Here is a 16,372-nt window from a genome sequence, read left to right on the forward strand (position 1 = left end):
GGGGGCATGGCCGGCGCCTCCGCCGACCTCTTCTTGTTTGGAAGCTCGGTCCTTCTTCTTCTGAGTATTCTCTTGAGCCGAGTTTCGCAACGGTTCGGCATCCCTGCCCTGCTTCTCTTTCTTGTCCTAGGGATGCTGGCCGGTTCCGACGGTCCCGGGGGCATCTACTTTGACGATGCTCGCCTGGCCCAGGGCCTTGGGGTGATGGCCCTGGCCTTCATCCTGTTTGCCGGCGGTTTAGACACGGAGTGGACCCGGGTGCGCTCGGTTTTTCTGCCTGGCCTGGTCCTCGCCACCATGGGGGTAGTCCTCACCGCCTGGCTGGTGGGCATTTTTGCTAGCCTAGTTTTAGGCTTTCCTCCCCTTCTGGGCTTCCTCCTTGGAGCCATCGTCTCCTCTACGGATGCGGCCGCCGTCTTCAGCGTACTCCGGGCCCGTGGGGTGCGGCTTAGGGAACGGCTTAAGGCCCTTCTTGAGCTGGAATCGGGGGTTAACGATCCCATGGCTATTCTGCTCACTGTGGCCCTCACGGCTCTCCTTCTGGGTGTGGCCCGGCCAGGAGACCTGGTGTGGATGGGGTTCAAACAGCTGGGTTTAGGCCTGGCCCTCGGGTATGCCCTGGGTCGGGTCACCGCTTGGGCTTGGAACGAGTTTGGCTTCCATTACCGGGGTTTAAGGCTCCTCCTGAGCTTTGCTTTGGTACTTTTCAGCTACGGTCTCACGGCTGTCCTGGGAGGAAGCGGTTTTGCTGCCGTGTACGTGGCAGGGTTGGTGGTGGGCTCCGCATCCTTAAAGCACAAGGACGAGCTTCTCCTCTTTCATGACGGTGTAGCATGGATCATGCAGGTGGTGATGTTCTTGGTGCTAGGCCTATTGGTATTTCCCTCTCAATTGCCTGGGGTGGCTCTTCAAGGGGCCCTTGTAGCCTTTTTCTTAATGTTCGTAGCCCGTCCCCTGGCTATAGCCCTTTGCCTTCTCCCCTTTCGGTGGTCTTGGCGGGAAGTCCTCCTGGTGGGATGGGTAGGCCTAAGGGGAGCTGTGCCCATTGTGCTCGCTACCTACCCCCTCTTAGCCGGAGTTCCTGGAGCCAATGTCCTCTTCAACCTGGTCTTTTTCGTTGTGCTCCTTTCCGTGGCGCTTCAAGGACCCACCTTGGGGCTTGTGGCCCGGGGGTTGGGCTTAGAAGAGGAGCCTGCGGATGCGCTCCCTTCGTGACCCCATCTGCGCCGTGGCCACCCCCCCGGGGAAGGGGGCCATCGGGGTGGTGCGCCTCTCCGGGGAGGGGGCCTTGGAGGTGGCGGCCCGGGTGTGGCGGGGCAAGGACCCGAGGCGGCTCAAGGGGGGGCGCTTCACCTTAGGGGAGGTGGTGGACCCCGTGACGGGGGAGGTCTTGGACCAGGCCCTTCTTCTGGTCTTCCGCGCCCCCCGGTCCTACACCGGGGAGGAGGCCTGCGAGTTCCACACCCACGGCTCCCCGGCGGTGCTGCGGCGGGTCTTGGAGGCCCTTTACGCCGCCGGGGCCAGGCCTGCGGGGCCGGGAGAGTTCACCTTGCGGGCCTACCTGAACGGCAAGCTGGACCTGGCCCAGGCGGAGGCGGTCTTGGCCCTGGTGGAGGCGGAGGGGGACCTGGCCCGCAGGCAGGCCCTCCGGGCTCTGGAGGGGGCCTTTTCCCGCCGCATCGAGGCTTTGGAGAATAGGCTTTTAGACCTCCTGGCCCACATCCAGGCCCTCTTGGACTACCCCGAGGAGGGGGTGGAGCCCGTGGCGGCGGAAAGGACCATCCGGGAGGTCCTGGGGGAGGTGGAGGGTCTTTTGGCCCAGGCCCGGGCCTCCCGGCTGGCGCAAAAGGGGGCCCGCCTGGCCCTCATCGGCGCCCCCAACGCCGGGAAAAGTAGCCTTCTCAACGCCCTCTTGGGCTACGAGCGGGCCCTCGTTTCCCCCATTCCCGGCACCACCCGGGACTACCTCGAGGCCCCCCTGGAGCTCTTCGGCATCCCCCTGGTGGCAGTGGACACCGCCGGGGTGCGGGACACAGAAGACCCCCTGGAGCGGGCCGGGGTGGAGCGGGCCTTGCGCATCGCCGAGGAGGCGGACCTCATCCTCTACGTGGTGGACCGCTCCCTCCCCAGGCCCGCCCCGCCCCCCCTGCCCTGGGAGCGCACCCTCAGGGTGGCCACCAAGGCGGACCTCCCTCCCGCCTGGGAGGACCCCGGTTTCCTCCCCGTGTCCAGCCGCACGGGGGAGGGGATGGAGCGGTTGAAGGAAGCCATCCACAAGGCCCTCCTGGGGGAGGGAGGGGGGGAGTTTTTGCTCACGGAGCGGCAGGTGGAGGCGCTCCACCGGGCGCGGGAGCGGCTTTTGGAGGCCCTGGGCCTGCCCCAGGATCTCATGGGCCTCGCCCTGCAGGAAGCCCTGGAGGCCCTGAGCGCCCTCAGGGGCCGGGCCGAGGTGGCCGAGGCGGTGGTGGCCCGGGTGTTCCAGAACTTCTGCGTGGGGAAGTAGCTAGGGCAAAAAGCCCTCCAGGATCTCCTCCACCTGGTCCGTTTCGATGAGGAAGGCGTCGTGCCCGTGGGGGCTCTTGATCTCCCGGTAGCGGCCCCCGCTCAAGCGGGCTACTTGGCGCACCTCCCAGGCGGGGTAGAGGAGGTCGGTATCGATCCCCACGAAGAGGGAGGGGAGGCTCCGGAGGCGCCTCAAGGCCTCCTCCACCCCGCCCCGGCCCCGGCCCACATCGTGGGTGTCCATGGCCCGGGAGAGGACCAGGTAGCTTTCCGCATGGAAGCGCTTTAGGAACTTTTCCCCCTGGTAGTCCAGGTAGGTTTCCCCCAGCTCGGGTTCGGCGCTCCAGCGGGCCTCAAACCCCTCGGGGGCCCGGTAGCTCATCATGGCGATGCCCCGGGCCAGGGCCATGCCCTTGGGGGCGGGGTGGCCCTTCTGGTACTCGGGGTCTTGCAAAATGGCCTGCCGGGAAAGGTGGTTGAAGGCCCGGGCCCAGGGCCCATGCCGGGCTGGCGCCGCCAGGACCACCAGCTTCTTCACCCGCTCCGGGTACATGAGGGCGAACTCCAAGGCCACCATCCCCCCAAGGCTTCCCCCGATCACCACAACCCTTTCCACCCCCAGGTGGTCCAGGAGCCTTGCCTGGGCCCGGGCCAGGTCGCGGATGGTGAGGGGGGGGAAGTCCCGGCCGTAGGGCTTCCCCGTACGGGGGTCCAGGGAGAGGGGCCCGGTGGAGCCGTAGCAACTTCCCAGGTGGTTGGCGGAGATCACGTAGTAAAGGGCGGGGTCTAGGATCCGGCCGGGGCCCACCAGGCTGTCCCACCACCCCTCCCGGCCAAAGGCCTGTTCCAGGGGGGAGAGGCTTTGGAAGGTGGCCTCGTGGTAGGTCCCCGCCAGGTGGGCGCTTCCCGTGAGGGCGTGGAAGACGAGGACAGCGTTGTCCCGTTTGCGGGAAAGCCGCCCGTAGGTTTCGAAGCGCAGGCGCACCTCGGGCAGGAACCCCCCCAGTTCCGTGTAAAACCCCTCCCGCCTGGGGAAGAGAACGGCGGTGCGGGGCGTGGGCGGGGGGATGGACAGGGGGGAGCGGGGGGGCTTGAGGAGGAGGGCTTCGTGGTCGCCCCAGGCCTCGAGGGTGATCTCGCTCATACCAGGGCCTCCGCAAGCTCCGCCTTCAGGTCCTCCACGTGCTCCAGGCCCACACTAAGCCGCACCATCTCCGGGGAAACCCCCGCCAGGGCCTGCTCCTCGGGGGCAAGCTGGGAGTGGGTGGTTGAGGCGGGGTGGATGGCCAGGGTGCGGGTGTCCCCCACGTTGGCCAGGTGGGAGATCAACTTCAGGCGGGAGATGAAGCGCTTAGCCCCCTCGTACCCCTCCTTGTGGCCGAAGGTGAGGACCGCCCCGGGTTTGCCCCGGAAGTACTTCTCGGCCCTGGGGTGGTGGGGGTGGTCCGCCAGCCCGGGATAGTTCACCCAGGCCACCTTGGGGTGTTCCCGCAGCCAGTGGGCCAGGTGAAGGGTGTTCTCCACGTGGCGCTCGGCCCGCAAGGAGAGGGTTTCCATCCCCAGGAGCACCACCCAGGCCTCGAAGGGCCCTAGGGCCTGCCCTTGGTCGCGGAGGCCGTCCACCCGGGCCTTGACGATGAAGGCCAGCTCCCCAAAGGCCTCGGTGAGCCTTAGGCCGTGGTACCCGGGCTGGGGCTCCGTGAGGAGAGGATAGCGGCCGTTATCCCAAGGGAAGTTGCCCCCGTCCACCAGGCCCCCGGCGATCACCGCCCCGTGCCCCCCTGCCCATTTGGTGAGGGAGTGGGTGACCAGGGCGGCCCCCCATTGCAAGGGCCTTAGGAGGTAGCCCCCCATGCCGAAGGTGTTGTCCACGATGAGGGCCACCCCCACCTCCCGGGCGGCCTGGGCCAGGGCCTCGAGGTCGGGGATATTCAGGGCCGGGTTCCCGACGCTCTCCACCCACCAGGCCCGCGTGTTCTCGTCGGTGAGGGCCAGGAACTCCTCGGGCCGCTCCTCGCGGGAGGTAAAGCGCACCTCGATCCCCAGGCGTTTCAGGGTTACCTTGAACTGGTTGAAGGTGCCGCCGTAGAGGTTGGGGGTGGAAACGAGGTTATCCCCCGCTTGGGCCAAGGTGGTGAGGGCCAGGAACTGGGCGGCGTGGCCGCTGCTGGTGGCCAAAGCCGCTTTTCCTCCTTCCAATGCGGCCAAGCGCTTCTCCAGCACCTCCACCGTGGGGTTCATGATGCGGGAGTAGATGTTGCCGAAGGCCCTAAGGGCGAAGAGGTCGGCGGCGTGCTCGGGGCTTTGAAAGACGTAGCTCGTGGTGGGGTAGATGGGGACCTGACGGCTTAAGGTGGTGGGTTCCGGCTCGTAGCCGGCGTGGAGCTGCAAAGTTTCAAAGCGCATCCTTGGCCTCCTTTCCAAGACCCGGCCTGGGGCGCTTGGAAGGGGCCATAAAAAGCCCCTTCCCGGCAAGACCGTTCTCTCGCCAAGAAGGGGTTGGGCGTGGCGCTTACCCCCCTCTCTTATCGTCCCCGGGCGTTTCCCCCACCCGGGCCGGCCTTGGCACCAGCCCCGCCCGCATCCGGCCATGGAACGGATGGAGCGGGAGGTTGCCGCGGTTTCACTGGGCCGTACCCTCCACCGCTCTAGATAAGAGAACGGGCTGGTTTTCGCCGCGCCCCGGCGCGGTTAGGAGCCAGTGTAGGGAAAACCGGCTCCCCCGTCAACCCCTTTGACCTTTTCTCCCCTATGGCCTATACTGGCTTCCGCTACGGGGAGTAGCGCAGCCCGGTAGCGCACCTCGTTCGGGACGAGGGGGTCGCTGGTTCAAATCCAGTCTCCCCGACCATGAAGGCCGGCCCTCGGGCCGGCTTTTCCGTATACTCCGGGCGTGGGGTTTTGGGCGGGGCTTGCCCTTTTGCTCTTGGGGCTTCACCTGGTGGGGGAGGGGCTCGCCGCCCTGAAGGCTAGGCGGCACCTCCTGGCCCGGGCCTTGGGGCACCCCCTGGGGGTCCTAGGGGCGGGGGTGCTTTTGGGACTCCTTTCGGGAAGCGGCACGGGGTTTTCCCTCTTGGCCTTGGGGCTTCGGGAAGGCGGGGTCCTGGGGTTGGGGCAGGCCGCCCTTCTTTCCCTGGCCGCCACCGCTGGGGCGGCGGTTTGGGTGGGGGTGGTGGCCCTGGCCCAAGGGGGGGTGGCGGAGGCCCTCTTGGCCTTGGGCCTCCCTTTTCTCCTTTGGCCGAGGCTCCGTCAGGTGGCCTTCTTCTTGATGGGGCTTGGGCTTCTTTTTCTTGGGTTCCTCCGCATGGGGGAGGGGGCGGAAAGCCTAACGCCCCTTCTCGCCTTCCTGGACCCAAGCCCTTTGGGCCTTTACGCCTTGGGCCTTTTCCTAGCTTTCTTCCTGGCCACCGCTAACGGGGTGGCGGCTTTGGCCTTGGCCCTTGCCCCGGTGCTGGGCCGGGAGGGGGCCATGGCCTTGGCCCTGGGGGCGGGGGTGGGGGTTTCCGGGGCCCTCTTTTGGGCCTACCTGGCGGGTCGGCGGGAGGCCTTGCCCTTGGCAGGGGTGCTCCTGGCCCACCGCTTGGCCTTCTCTTTGCCGTTTTTTTTCCTCTTGCCGTGGCTTTCCCCCTTGGGCGTGGTGGGGTTCCACGCCCTGGCCCACCTGGCCTTCGCCCTAGGGTTTCTCCCCCTAAGGGAACGGTACGAGGCTTGGGCGGGGAAGCTTTTCCCCAAGCGGGGCGTGGCCCCCAAGTACCTTTCCCAAGAGGCCTTGGAAACCCCAAGCCTGGCCTTCGCCTTGGTGCAACGGGAGCTCGCCCGGGTGGCGGATGCGGTGCGGGGCATGCTGGCCCAAGCGGTGCGGGTTCTGGCCCAGGAAGAGGGGGGTGAGGCGGAGCTTGCCCCCCTGGAGGAGAAGGTGGACCGCCTCACCCGGGAGGTGGTCCTCTACACGGCGGAGCTTTCCACCCGCACCAAGGACGAGCGGGCGGTGCGCTTTTTCGTCATGGCCTCGGAGCTGGAGCACCTGGGGGATCTGGTGCGGCGGATTGTCCGCCAGGCGGAACGCCTTTGGGCCCAGGGGCTCACCTTTAGCCTTGAGGGGCGGGAGGACCTCCTGGAGGCCATGCGGGCGGTCTTGAAGCGGCTTGAGCTCCTGGCGGCGGCTTTGGGCACGGGGGAGAAGGCCTTGGCGGAGGAGGTCTTGCGGCAAGCCCCCGCCTTGGAGGCCTTCCTGGACCGCCTGCGCCGGGCCCACCTCGCCCGCCTCGAGGGGGGGAGGCCGGAAAGCCGGGCCACCACCTTGGCCCATCTGGACCTCCTCATCACCCTGGAGGAGCTGGGAAGCGGGGTGGAGAGGCTTTGCCGCCTGGTGCTGGAGCTTTAAGCTAGAGGGCGTGGTGCGGATCCTGGGCGGCAAGGCCAAGGGGGTGCCCTTGAAGGTGCCCGCCTCGGCCCGGCCCTCTCCCGTGCGCCTGAGGAAGGCGCTTTTTGACTACCTGCGCCTCCGCTATCCCACCAAGGGGCGCTTTCTGGACCTCTATGCGGGAAGCGGGGCGGTGGGCCTCGAGGCGGCCAGCGAGGGCTGGCAGGCCACCTTGGTGGAAAAGGACGCGGAGGCCATCCGCCTACTGCGGGAAAACGCCCGGCGCGCGGGGCTTCCCGTGCGCATCGTTCCCCTACCGGTGGAGGTGTTCCTGGCCGAGGCGAAGGCCAAAGGGGAACGCTATACCGTAGCCTTCATGGCCCCGCCTTACCCCATGGACCTGGTGGCGGCCTTCCAGGCCCTTTTGCAAAGCGGCCTGGTGGAAAAGGGGGGGCTGTACATCCTGCAACACCCCAAGGCGCTGGTGCTTCCCATAGGGGAGCGGCGGGTCTACGGGGAAAACGCCCTGACCCTGGTGGAGGTTTAGATGCACGTGGTCTACCCTGGAAGCTTTGACCCCCTCACCAACGGCCATTTGGACGTGATCCAGCGGGCAAGCCGCCTTTTTGAGAAGGTGACCGTGGCCGTGTTGGAAAACCCCAACAAGCGGGGCCAGTACCTCTTCACCGCAGAAGAGCGTTTGAACATCATCCGGGAGGCCACCGCTCACCTGCCCAACGTGGAGGCCCAAACCTTTTCTGGCCTCCTGGTGGACTTCGTCAAGCGGGTGGGGGCCCAGGCCATCGTGAAGGGCCTTCGGGCGGTATCCGACTATGAGTACGAGCTCCAGATGGCCCACCTGAACCGCCAGCTCCTTCCCGGCCTGGAAACCCTTTTCATCCTGGCGGCCACCCGCTATTCTTTCGTTTCCAGCACCATGGTCAAGGAGATTGCCCGTTACGGGGGGGATGTTTCCAAGCTGGTGCCCCCGGCCACCCTCCGGGCCCTCAAGGCCAAGTTTGGTTAGCCCCGCTGGCTTACGCATCAAGGCGCACGCCTGCGAAAAAGACCAGGTTGAACCCCGCCACCCCGCTTAAGGCGAGGAAGAGGGTTTCTCTTAAGGGAGCGAGGCGGGGCGGGTGGCGTAGGGCCAGGAGGAAAAGGGGGAGGGCCAGGGCGAAGCGCAGGAGCGATCCCCAGGCAGGGTCCACCTCCCGCATGGCCGTGCGGGAGCCCACCACGTTGAGCGCCCAAAGGCAGGGAGGCAGGTAGACCAGGGGGTCTCGATGGGGCGGCATGGGCCCAGTATAGGGAGTTTCCGCTAAAATCCCCTTGGAGGTCAGGATGAAGGTCTTTGCCGCCAAGTATGGGAACACCCTCGAGTTCGGACACCTCATCGGGGGCGAGGAGGTTTGGGAAGGGGAGGCCCTCTTGCGCCATAACCCCTCGGACCGGGAAGACCTGGTGGCCCGTTTCCCCGAGGGCACCAAGGACACCCTCCGCAAGGCGGCCCTAAGGGCGCGGGAGGCCTTCGAGGCCTGGAGCCGCACCCCGGCCCCGGTGCGGGGGCAGGTGCTCTTCAACCTGGCCAAGATCCTGGAGCGGGAAAAACCCACCCTGGTCCGCCTCATGGTGCGGGAGGTGGGCAAGACCTTCAAGGAGGCGGGCGGGGACGTGCAGGAGGCCATAGACACCGCCCTCTTCTTCGCCTCCGAGGGCCGGAGGCTCTACGGCCAGACTGTTCCCAGCGAGATGCGGGACAAGGAGCTTTTCACCTTCCGCAGGCCCTTGGGGGTGGTAGGGATGATCACCGCCGGCAACTTCCCCATCGCCGTGCCCAGCTGGAAGCTCATCCCCGCAATCCTGGCGGGGAACGCCGTGGTCTGGAAGCCTTCCGACGACTCCCCCACCCTTTCCTACGTCTTCGTCAAGCTCTTTGAGGAGGCGGGCCTGCCGCCTGGGGTCATCAACGTGGTCTTCGGTGGGGGCAAGGACTCCACGGGCCAGTGGCTGGTGGAGCTCATGGACGAGGGGCTTCTCCAGAAGTTCGCCTTCACGGGGAGCACCAAGGTGGGCCGCTGGATTGGGGAGGTGGCGGGGCGGAACCTCATCCGGCCCACCCTGGAGCTTGGGGGCAAGAACCCCTTGGTGGTCATGCGGGACGCCGACTTGGACCTGGCGGTGGAGGGGGCCTGGTGGAGCGCCTTCGCCACGGGAGGGCAACGGTGCACCAGCGCCGGGAACATCCTGGTGGACGCCCCCGTCTACGAGGAGTTTAAAAAGCGCTTCCTGGAGCGTACCGAGGCCACGGTGGTGGGAAACCCCCTCCTGCACCCCGAGGTGACCTACGGGCCATTTATCAACGAGCGGCTTTTCCAGCGCTGGCAGGAGCACTATGCCTGGGGGCAGGAGGACGGGGCCACGCTCCTGTTTGGGCGGGGGCGCATTACCCGGGAAAATCCGTACCCCCGCTTCCTGGGGGATGCGGAGGCGGGGCTTTTCGGTTGGCCCACGGTGTGGGAGGCGAGGCCCGGCATGCGCCAGTTCCAGGAGGAGATCTTCGGCCCCACCATCAACCTGGTGAAGGTGGACGGGATCGAGGAGGCCATCGCCGTGGCCAACGCCACGCCCTATGGCCTGTCCAGCGCCATCTACACCAACCACCGCCACTGGGCCTACCTCTTCAAGGTGGGCATCCGCGCCGGTATGACCAGCATCAACAACACCACCGTGGGGGCTGAGGCCCACCTGCCCTTTGGCGGGGTGAAGGCGAGCGGGAACGGGGCTAGGGAGTCGGGCATCTGGGTCCTCGAGGAGTACACCTACTGGCATGCGGTGAACGAGGAGTACTCGGGAAGGCTCCAACTGGCCCAGATGGACACGGGCTACGTGAGCCCCAAAGAACCCACGCCTTGGGCGGAGGTCCTGGGCTTTTAGCCTACTGGGCGCTTTCCAGGTCGGGCCGGAGCTTGACCGCCTCCCGCAGATAGACGTGGCGCACCCGGTCTTGGGGGGTGTCGGTGTTCCAAAGGGCCAGGACCCGGATGACCCGGGGCAGGCTTCCCGGCACCGGCACCTCCCGGGCGGAGAGAAGGGGCACCCGGTGCATGCCGATTTGCCGGGCTGCCTCTGCGGGGAAGGCGGAGGTGAGGTCTTCCGTCACGGTGAAGATGATGGCGGCGAGCTCTTCGTGGCGTTGGATGCCGTTGGCCTCCAGCATCTTCAGGAGGAGTTCCCGGGTAGCCTGATGGATGGCCTCCGGTGTGTCCTCTTCCACGGTGATGGCGCCCCGTATGCCCCGTACCATATTAGGGCCCATGCTAAGGGGTTTCCCTTCCAAGGGCAAGGCGGGTAGACTTTGCCCCATGAACCTTCTCGCCGTGTTTGCCCACCCCGATGACGAGATCGGAGCGGCGGGGACCTTGGCCCTCCACGCCAGGAAAGGCCACCGGGTGATGCTGGTTTGGATGACCAAGGGAGAGCTGGCGAGCCAGTTCGGCGATGCTCCCCCCGAGGAGGTGGCCCGGGTGCGGGAGGGGCACGGGGCCCACGTGGCGGGGCTCATCGGGGCGGAGTACCGCTTTTTGCCCTTTGGGGACACCCTCCTGACCGGGGGGCGGGAGGAGGCCTTGGCCTTGGCCCGCTTGATGGCGGAGTTCCGCCCCGAGGCCGTGATCACCTGGGACCCCTTGGACGTGCACCCCGACCACCGGGCCACCCACCAGGCGGTGCTTTCCGCTTTGAAGCTCTGCCGCATTCCCAAGCTGGTGGGGGAGGCCCACCGCAAGCCGGTGCGGCTTTACCACTACCCCCGGCGGGAGCTTGCCCGCCCCTGGGTTTACGTGGACACCACTTCCACCCAGGAGGTGGCGGAGGCGGTTTTCCAGTTTTACCGGGAGTTTTACCGCTGGCCCTTTACCCTGGAGGAGTTTCGGGCTCGGCGGCGGCTTCAGGGCCTCGAGGCGGGCGTTCGCTTTGCGGAGGCGTTTCAGACGGATAGCCCTCCGGCATGGCCGGCGCTTCCTTGAGGCCTTCCTCCGGGTCGTGGGCGGGGGTGAGGGCGTAGGCCAGGAGCACCGCGGGCAAGGCCAGGGGGAGGCTGGCGTACCCGCCCCACTCTGCCGCCAGGGCTAAGCCGGCGAAGGGGGCCCGGGCCACCCCTGCCAGCACCGCCACCCCACCCGCCAGGGCCAAGGCCTCGGCCGGCAGGCCAAAGGGCCCGGCCAGGCGGGAGAGGTAGGCCCCCAGGAGCCCCCCCAGGACCAGGGCCGGGGTGAAGGGCCCTCCATACGCCCGCACCCCCACGGCGAGGACCAGGAGGAGGAGCTTGGCCAGGAGGAGGTAGAAAAGCGCCTTGGGGGCGAGGAGGGGTGTGGCCGCCACCGCCACCCAGCCGAGGCCGTTTCCTAGAGCCTCTGGCAGGAAGAGGAGGGAAAGGGCCAGGGCGAGGCCCAAAAGGGCGTGGCGGAGGGGAAAGGGAAGGGGCTTGAGCCAAGCGGCAAGGGCCCTTCCCCCTTCCATCCACAAGGTGGCCAAGGCGGCGGCCAAGAGGCCCAGGAGGAGGCCCGCTGGGAGGCTCGCCGGGTCCAGGCGCACGGAGAAGGGGAGGAGGGGCTCGTAGCCGAAGAAGGCCCCGTAGACGGCAAAGCCGGAAAGCGCCCCGATGAGGGCCGGGGTGAGGGCCCGGGCCTCGAGGAGGAGGGAGCGGTAAAGGATCTCCGTGGCCAAAAGGGCTCCCGCCACCGGGGCGTGGAGGGCGGCGCCAAGCCCGGCGGCGAGCCCGGCGAAGGCGAGCCCCCCACCCAAGCGGGGAAAGCGGCGGTCCAGAAGGAGCCCAAGCCAAAGCCCCAGCACCCCAAAGGGCCCCTCCCGGCCCATGGGGGAGTAGAAGGCGATCTGCAAGGCCCCCCCGAGGACTGCCCGAGGGTGGGCGAGCCTGGGGGCCGGGCTTCCTTCCCGCGCCCGGCGCAGGAAGGCGGCGAGCCCCTGCCCCGTGCCCAGGTAGCTGGCGAGGGCGAACAGGGGCGGAAGGAGGAAGGCGAGGGGCCAAAGGGCGGGCCCGGTGAAGGCCTGGAGAAGCCCCCCTTCCCCCGGGGGTTCGGGGGCCAGGTAGCCGAAAAAGCCCCCCACCGCCTCGGCCAGGGCCCTTAGGAGGAGGTTCAGAAGGGCCACCAAAAGCCCCGCCAACGCCCCGGTGAAGGCGCTGTAGAGGATGAGGGGCCCGGTGTGGCGCACCTCCTCGTCCCAAAGGGGAGGAAAGGAAAGGTGGGGGCCGCGGCCCAGGGGGCGCATCAGAGGGAGTGTACCAAAGAAGCGGAGGCGCCCCGGGTAATCCGGGGTGTGGGGAGGCCCAAGGCCCTGTACCCCCCCCGGGTGAGGGCTCGCACCAGGAGGCGGGGGTCCACCTTCTCCCAGAGGAAGAGGGCCTCCTGGCGCACGTCCAGGTCGGGGCTGCTGGCACGGGAGTCGGTGCCGAGGGCAAGCTCCACCCCATAGCGGGCGTAAAGGGCCCAAGGGGCCTCCCCCACCTCAAGGTTCTGGTTGGAGCGGGGGCAAAGCACCACCTTGGTCCCCGTTTCCGCCAGGAGCCTTACCTCCTCCTCGTCCACCTGCACCCCATGCACCAGGAGGGTGGTGGGGCCCAAGACCCCGAGGGCGTGGAGGTAGCGCACCGGGGTGAGGCCTGGGGGGCTAAAGGGGGTACGGCTAAAGAGGCGGTGCACCTCGGCCAAGGGGCCCGTCCCCTCCCGCAAAAAGGAAACCTCCTCGAGGCTTTCCGCCCCATGCACCATGAGGGGGATGCCCTCTTCCCGGGCGTACTGGGCGAGCCGCTTCAGAAGGGGAGGGCTCACGGAGTAGGGCGCATGGGGGGAAAGCCCCACCCTTACCCTTCCCTCCCGCCTGCGCCAGGTTTCCACCTTGGCCCGCACCCGGGCGAAGACGGCTTCCGCCTCGAGGGGGTCTGGGGCGAAGACCTCGTAGAAGGCCACCCCAGGCAAGGGGCTTTCCTCCAAGAGGAAGTCCATCACCTCCTCCTGGAAGACGATGTCGGCGAAGGCCCCGGCCCCGCTTGCCACAAGTTCCTCCAGGCCCCGCCGCGCCCCTAAGAGCCCCCGCTTATCCCGGTGGGCCACCACGTGGGGGATGAAGCCGGAAAAGGGCCCTTGGTAAAGGGGCAAAAGGCTTAGGTCCAGGTGGGTGTGGGCGTTCACCGGGGGGGGGAGGAGGGCCTTTCCCTTCGCCACCACGGGGGCTTCGGGAAAGCGCGCCCTAAGCTCCGCCAGGCTCCCCACGGCCACCACGTGCCCCCCCTGCACCGCCAAGGCTCCCCGCAGCATGGGGGTGCCGAAACCGGCGTAGACCACTTCAGCGGTCCAAAGCTCCGTCTTTAGCCAGAACATAGCGGTTGGGGTGGCGCAGGAAGTCCACCGCCACGTAGCCCCGGGCGAAGTAGTGGCCGAGGACCTGGCGGCTGTGCTCCCGCCACCGCAGGGCCAAGGCGGGGTCTTCCCGCAGGATCCGCCCCCAGTCTTCCGGGATCTGGAAGAGGAGCCTCGGGGCCTCCAGGTCCAGGCGGGCCTCCAGGGGGACTTCGCCTTCCACCCGGTTGGCCTGGGGTAGGGCCTTTGCCTCCACCGGAGGGGGCGGGGCGTAAATCCGCCCGTAGACCCTTGGGGAAAGGAGGTCCCACTCGGCCAGGAGGCGGTCGGAGGGGGCCCCGGCGTTGATGCCCGTCATGGGGCCGTAGTGGTCCGGGAGGTAGGTGCAGGCCGTAGCCCCCAGCTTCCGCAGGTTGAAGTTGGCGTTGGCCCCCCTCAAGGGGTCGAAGGTCCAGACCATCCGCCGCACGCCCCGGGCCAAGCACCAGTCCCGTTGGAAGCGCTTGAGGAGAAGGGCGGCTCCCGTGCCCCTATAGGCCTCGAGGACCCCCAGCATATGGGAGTGGTGCCGGGTGGGGTCTTCCGTGGGGAAGCCGAAGACGAAGCCCACCATCGTGTCTTCCACGAAGGCCCCCGCCACCAGCCCCCCCTCGTCCTGGACGGCGATGAGGAGGCCCCGAGGCACCAGATCCCGGGCGTCCCGTCCCCAGACCGCCTCCTGCAGGGCCACCACCCCTTCCATCTCCTCGGGGCCCTTTAGCTCGCGGACACGTACTTCCGCCATAGGGTAATCCGCTCCACCCAAGGAAGCTTCAAACGCACGCCGATGCCCGGCCCCTGGGGCACGGGCATGAGGCCGTCTTCCGCCTCCAGGGCCTCCTCCACGATGTCCTCCTCCCAGTAGCGGCTCGCCGAGCTCACATCCCCCGGCTTGGTGAAGCCGGGGAGGCTCGCCAGGTGCAGGTTGTGGGCCCGGCCCACTCCCGCCTCCAGCATCCCCCCCATCCACATGGGAATGCCGGCGGCCTCGGCCAGGGCGTGGACCTTCAGGCTTTCCGTGTGGCCGCCCAGCCGGGCGGGCTTGATGTTGAACACCCGACCCGCCCCAAGCTCAATGGCCTTCCGCGCCTTTTCCTTGGAGGTGAGGCTCTCGTCCAGGCAGATGGGGGTGGCAAGCTCCCGTTGCAGCTTGGCGTGGTCCAGGAGGTCGTCATAGCCCAAAGGTTGCTCGATGTAGTCCAGCCCCAGCTCGTCTAAACGCTTCAGGCGGGCGAAGTCGGCCAGGCGGTAGGCGGAGTTGGCGTCGGCGGTGAGGGTGGCCTCGGGAAAGGCCTGGCGCACCGCCTTCAGGACCTCGTAATCCCAGCCAGGCTTGATCTTGAGCTTGATGCGGCGGTAGCCCTGGTCCAGGTGCCGTTCCACCGCCTGGAGCGTGGCCTCCACCGTGGGCTGGATGCCCAGGGAAACCCCCACCTCCACCGCCTGGCGCACCCCGCCTAGGACCGCCCAGAGGGGTTGCCCTAGGGCCTTGGCGTGGAGGTCGTAAAAGGCCATCTCCAGCGCCGCCTTGGCCATGGGATTGCCCCGAAAGGGGGAAAGGGCTTGCCAAAGCGCCTCGGGGTTGGGGAAGTCCCGCCCGAGGACCTGGGGCAAGAAGACCTCCTCCAGGAGGTAGCGGGCCCCCTCCACCGTTTCCTCCCGGTAGAGGGGGAGCCTTTCCATCACCCCTTCCCCCAAGCCCTCCAGCCCCTCGCCGAAGAGCCGAAGGAGGAGGATGGTGCGCTTGGTCTGCACCCCGAAGCTGGTTTCGAAGCGAAACTTCAGGGGAAGTTCCAGGATTCTTAGCTCCGCAGCCTCTAGCCGCACGGTTCCAGCACCTCCTTCCCCAGATAGGGCACCAGGGCCTCGGGTACCCGCACCCGGCCGTCTGCCATCTGGTGGTTTTCCAGGAGCATAGCCAGGATGCGGGGCGTGGCTAGGGCGGTGTTGTTGAGGGTGTAGGCGTAGTGCACCCGGCCCTCCGGGTCGCGGTAGCGGAGGTTCGCCCGCCTGGCCTGCCAGTCCAGGAGGGCGGAGCAGGAGTGGGTTTCCCGGTAGCGCCCTTCCGAGGGGAGCCAGACCTCGAGGTCCACCTGCCGCCACTTTCCCGGCCCCATGTCCCCGGTGGACACCTCTAAAAGGCGGTAAGGGAGCTCCAAAAGGGTGAGGATCTCCTCGGCGTTTTGCAAGAGCTCCTGGAAGGCCAGGTCGGAAGCGGACAGGCTCGCCTCGGTGAGGACGTACTGCTCCACCTTGTGGAACTGGTGGACCCTGAGGAGCCCCCGCACGTCCTTGCCGAAGCTCCCCGCTTCCGAGCGGAAGGCGGGGGCGTAGCCGGCGTAGCGCTTGGGAAGCTCGGCCTGGGCCAGGATCTCGCCGCTATGCAGGGCGTTGAGCACCACCTCCGCCGTGCCCGTGAGGTAGAGGTCGGTGCCGGCGATGGCCCAGACCTGATCCCTAGCGGCGGGGAAGTGGCCCGTCCCCACGAAGGCCATCTCCCGGGCGTAGGAGGGGAGCGTCATGGCCACGAAGCCCTTCTTGGCCATGAAGTCCATGGCGAAGCGGAGAAGGGCCATCTCGTAAAGGGCCAGGTCCCCTTTAAGGGCGTAGGAGCGGCTTCCGGAAACCTTGCTGATCCGAGGCTCCCACCATCCGTTCTTCTCCATGAGGGCCACGTGGTCCAGGGGGGTAAAGGGGAACTCCCGGGGGCTGCCCACCCGCTTGATCTCCACGTTGGCGCCCTCGTCCTCCCCCACGGGGGCCCCGGGCCAGGGGGGGAGGGGAACCTGGAGGAGGAGCTCCATGAGCCGCGCCTCCTTCTCCTTTAGGGCTTCTTCCAGCCCCTTGGCCTCCTCCCCCAAAGCCTTGCCCCGGGCCATGAGGGCCGCCTTGGCCTCTGGGGGCGCCTTGGGCACCTCCTTGGCGATGCGGTTCCGCTCCGTTTGCAGGTCTTGCAGGCGTTGCTTTAGGCCCTGCACCTCCTGGTCCAGGGCCAGGAGGGTGTCTAGGTCCAAGGGGATGCCCTTTTCCCGGATGGCCTTGCGGAAGACCTCGGGCTCCTTGCGCAGGCGCTTTAGGTCCACCATGG

The 16,372-nt window shown here is 67.6% G+C and carries 16 protein-coding genes, 1 tRNA gene and 1 riboswitch; of the genes, 8 read left to right on the top strand and 9 right to left on the bottom strand.

Annotation, left to right across the window (positions count from 1 at the left end):
- The first annotated feature begins 6 nt into the window (after window positions 1–6).
- Both ABXG85_RS01200 and mnmE read left to right on the top strand, forming a co-directional pair.
- Window positions 7–1,215, top strand: a complete 1,209-nt coding sequence (locus tag ABXG85_RS01200; RefSeq protein ID WP_353511908.1) for a potassium/proton antiporter — start codon at window positions 7–9, stop codon at window positions 1,213–1,215.
- On the top strand, window positions 1,199–2,503 hold the full coding sequence (gene mnmE, locus ABXG85_RS01205) for a tRNA uridine-5-carboxymethylaminomethyl(34) synthesis GTPase MnmE (protein WP_353511909.1): 1,305 nt from the start codon (window positions 1,199–1,201) through the stop codon (window positions 2,501–2,503). The genes ABXG85_RS01200 and mnmE overlap by 17 nt, the downstream gene beginning before the upstream one ends.
- On the opposite strand, the gene metX is transcribed toward mnmE, so the two are convergent.
- Entirely contained in the window at window positions 2,504–3,646 is a 1,143-nt protein-coding gene (gene metX, locus ABXG85_RS01210; RefSeq protein ID WP_353511910.1) for a homoserine O-acetyltransferase MetX, read from the bottom strand.
- Window positions 3,643–4,908 carry an O-acetylhomoserine aminocarboxypropyltransferase/cysteine synthase family protein gene (locus ABXG85_RS01215; protein ID WP_353511911.1) on the bottom strand — a complete coding sequence of 422 codons (1,266 nt, stop codon included), beginning with the start codon at window positions 4,906–4,908 and terminating at the stop codon, window positions 3,643–3,645. The genes metX and ABXG85_RS01215 overlap by 4 nt, the downstream gene beginning before the upstream one ends.
- A gap of 116 nt (window positions 4,909–5,024) precedes the next feature.
- Window positions 5,025–5,161, bottom strand: a riboswitch (SAM riboswitch).
- Window positions 5,162–5,276: 115 nt separating this feature from the next.
- Here ABXG85_RS01215 and ABXG85_RS01220 point away from each other — a divergent pair.
- The 4 genes from ABXG85_RS01220 (at window position 5,277) to coaD (ending at window position 7,892) form a co-directional block, all read left to right on the top strand.
- Window positions 5,277–5,353, top strand: a tRNA-Pro gene (locus ABXG85_RS01220).
- A 42-nt stretch (window positions 5,354–5,395) separates the two neighbouring features.
- A complete protein-coding gene (locus tag ABXG85_RS01225; protein WP_353511912.1) occupies window positions 5,396–6,886 on the top strand; it encodes a PhoU domain-containing protein in 1,491 nt (496 codons plus the stop codon).
- Window positions 6,887–6,896: 10 nt separating this feature from the next.
- The gene (locus tag ABXG85_RS01230; RefSeq protein WP_353511913.1) at window positions 6,897–7,412 is read left to right on the top strand and encodes an RsmD family RNA methyltransferase; all 516 of its coding nucleotides are present in this window, start codon (window positions 6,897–6,899) and stop codon (window positions 7,410–7,412) included.
- Complete coding sequence (coaD, locus tag ABXG85_RS01235) at window positions 7,413–7,892, top strand: pantetheine-phosphate adenylyltransferase (protein WP_353511914.1); 480 nt, start codon at window positions 7,413–7,415, stop codon at window positions 7,890–7,892.
- Window positions 7,893–7,902: 10 nt separating this feature from the next.
- Here the strand turns inward: coaD and ABXG85_RS01240 are convergent, their stop codons facing one another.
- Window positions 7,903–8,163 carry an EamA family transporter gene (locus ABXG85_RS01240; RefSeq protein ID WP_353511915.1) on the bottom strand — a complete coding sequence of 87 codons (261 nt, stop codon included), beginning with the start codon at window positions 8,161–8,163 and terminating at the stop codon, window positions 7,903–7,905.
- A 46-nt stretch (window positions 8,164–8,209) separates the two neighbouring features.
- Between ABXG85_RS01240 and ABXG85_RS01245 the strand changes: the two genes are divergently transcribed.
- The gene (locus ABXG85_RS01245) at window positions 8,210–9,802 is read left to right on the top strand and encodes an aldehyde dehydrogenase family protein (protein WP_353511916.1); all 1,593 of its coding nucleotides are present in this window, start codon (window positions 8,210–8,212) and stop codon (window positions 9,800–9,802) included.
- A gap of 1 nt (window position 9,803) precedes the next feature.
- Here the strand turns inward: ABXG85_RS01245 and aroH are convergent, their stop codons facing one another.
- Window positions 9,804–10,172 carry a chorismate mutase gene (aroH, locus tag ABXG85_RS01250; protein ID WP_039459945.1) on the bottom strand — a complete coding sequence of 123 codons (369 nt, stop codon included), beginning with the start codon at window positions 10,170–10,172 and terminating at the stop codon, window positions 9,804–9,806.
- Window positions 10,173–10,230: 58 nt separating this feature from the next.
- Here aroH and ABXG85_RS01255 point away from each other — a divergent pair, with 58 nt between their 5' ends.
- On the top strand, window positions 10,231–10,893 hold the full coding sequence (locus ABXG85_RS01255; RefSeq protein WP_353511917.1) for a PIG-L deacetylase family protein: 663 nt from the start codon (window positions 10,231–10,233) through the stop codon (window positions 10,891–10,893).
- Here the strand turns inward: ABXG85_RS01255 and ABXG85_RS01260 are convergent.
- The 5 genes from ABXG85_RS01260 to serS are packed head-to-tail and all read right to left on the bottom strand — an operon-like array spanning window position 10,781 to window position 16,370.
- Window positions 10,781–12,157 (bottom strand): chloride channel protein, encoded by a 1,377-nt coding sequence (locus ABXG85_RS01260; RefSeq protein WP_353511918.1) that lies wholly within the window; start codon window positions 12,155–12,157, stop codon window positions 10,781–10,783. The genes ABXG85_RS01255 and ABXG85_RS01260 overlap by 113 nt on opposite strands.
- Window positions 12,157–13,266: an amidohydrolase family protein gene (locus ABXG85_RS01265; RefSeq protein ID WP_353511919.1), complete on the bottom strand. Its 1,110-nt coding sequence runs from the start codon at window positions 13,264–13,266 to the stop codon at window positions 12,157–12,159. The genes ABXG85_RS01260 and ABXG85_RS01265 overlap by 1 nt, the downstream gene beginning before the upstream one ends.
- Window positions 13,232–14,029: a GNAT family N-acetyltransferase gene (locus ABXG85_RS01270; RefSeq protein ID WP_353511920.1), complete on the bottom strand. Its 798-nt coding sequence runs from the start codon at window positions 14,027–14,029 to the stop codon at window positions 13,232–13,234. Before ABXG85_RS01270 ends, ABXG85_RS01265 begins: the two co-directional genes overlap by 35 nt.
- The gene (menC, locus tag ABXG85_RS01275) at window positions 14,002–15,111 is read right to left on the bottom strand and encodes an o-succinylbenzoate synthase (protein ID WP_353511921.1); all 1,110 of its coding nucleotides are present in this window, start codon (window positions 15,109–15,111) and stop codon (window positions 14,002–14,004) included. Before menC ends, ABXG85_RS01270 begins: the two co-directional genes overlap by 28 nt.
- Window positions 15,102–16,370 carry a serine--tRNA ligase gene (gene serS, locus ABXG85_RS01280; protein ID WP_353511922.1) on the bottom strand — a complete coding sequence of 423 codons (1,269 nt, stop codon included), beginning with the start codon at window positions 16,368–16,370 and terminating at the stop codon, window positions 15,102–15,104. Before serS ends, menC begins: the two co-directional genes overlap by 10 nt.
- Between the last annotated feature and the right edge of the window lie 2 nt (window positions 16,371–16,372).

This window comes from Thermus sp. LT1-2-5, from assembly GCF_040363165.1.
Lineage (GTDB): Bacteria > Deinococcota > Deinococci > Deinococcales > Thermaceae > Thermus.

Bases quoted from the DNA above. Each gene is read 5' to 3' on its own strand.
- ABXG85_RS01265 (WP_353511919.1), bottom strand. From the start codon at position 13,266: ATGTTCTGGCTAAAGACGGAGCTTTGGACCGCTGAAGTGGTCTACGCC.
- ABXG85_RS01255 (WP_353511917.1), top strand. From the start codon at position 10,231: ATGAACCTTCTCGCCGTGTTTGCCCACCCCGATGACGAGATCGGAGCG.
- metX (WP_353511910.1), bottom strand. From the start codon at position 3,646: ATGAGCGAGATCACCCTCGAGGCCTGGGGCGACCACGAAGCCCTCCTC.
- ABXG85_RS01215 (WP_353511911.1), bottom strand. From the start codon at position 4,908: ATGCGCTTTGAAACTTTGCAGCTCCACGCCGGCTACGAGCCGGAACCC.
- aroH (WP_039459945.1), bottom strand. From the start codon at position 10,172: ATGGTACGGGGCATACGGGGCGCCATCACCGTGGAAGAGGACACACCG.
- mnmE (WP_353511909.1), top strand. From the start codon at position 1,199: ATGCGCTCCCTTCGTGACCCCATCTGCGCCGTGGCCACCCCCCCGGGG.
- ABXG85_RS01245 (WP_353511916.1), top strand. From the start codon at position 8,210: ATGAAGGTCTTTGCCGCCAAGTATGGGAACACCCTCGAGTTCGGACAC.
- ABXG85_RS01270 (WP_353511920.1), bottom strand. From the start codon at position 14,029: ATGGCGGAAGTACGTGTCCGCGAGCTAAAGGGCCCCGAGGAGATGGAA.
- ABXG85_RS01240 (WP_353511915.1), bottom strand. From the start codon at position 8,163: ATGCCGCCCCATCGAGACCCCCTGGTCTACCTGCCTCCCTGCCTTTGG.
- serS (WP_353511922.1), bottom strand. From the start codon at position 16,370: ATGGTGGACCTAAAGCGCCTGCGCAAGGAGCCCGAGGTCTTCCGCAAG.
- ABXG85_RS01260 (WP_353511918.1), bottom strand. From the start codon at position 12,157: ATGCGCCCCCTGGGCCGCGGCCCCCACCTTTCCTTTCCTCCCCTTTGG.
- coaD (WP_353511914.1), top strand. From the start codon at position 7,413: ATGCACGTGGTCTACCCTGGAAGCTTTGACCCCCTCACCAACGGCCAT.
- ABXG85_RS01200 (WP_353511908.1), top strand. From the start codon at position 7: ATGGCCGGCGCCTCCGCCGACCTCTTCTTGTTTGGAAGCTCGGTCCTT.